The sequence below is a fragment of the Clostridium sp. DFI.1.208 genome, from assembly GCF_024463855.1.
Lineage (GTDB): Bacteria > Bacillota_I > Bacilli_A > Erysipelotrichales > Erysipelotrichaceae > Clostridium_AQ.
The window spans coordinates 1-307 of the sequence record NZ_JANGCA010000252.1; the positions used below are offsets into that span (position 1 = coordinate 1).

Here is a 307-nt window from a genome sequence, read left to right on the forward strand (position 1 = left end):
CACCCGGTGATGCGAAGCTATATCAGGCATCCTCGAGCTGTCCTGCAGATGGCGGAAACCTTGGAAATATGTGCCCGGGTGGAGCTTATGCCGGTGCCGGAAACTTTATCCAACTGAAAATGAAGTATAAAGGAAAAGAACTCTATATCCTACTTTGCCATATGAAGGATGTGGACGTCTAGACAGGACAGAGCATAAAGAAAGGACAACGGATCGGCAGCCAGGGACATTCGGGTAATTCGACAGCTTCCCATGTACATATGGAGATGCATTTCTCAACCCCTGTGATCGCAACGACAGAAGGCAG

Annotated in this window: 1 protein-coding gene; it reads left to right on the forward strand. The window is 48.9% G+C overall.

Annotated features, from left to right (window positions below):
- On the forward strand, positions 1-182 hold a 182-nt coding region (locus NE665_RS24265), incomplete at its 5' end, for a hypothetical protein (protein ID WP_256302754.1).
- Between the last annotated feature and the right edge of the window lie 125 nt (positions 183-307).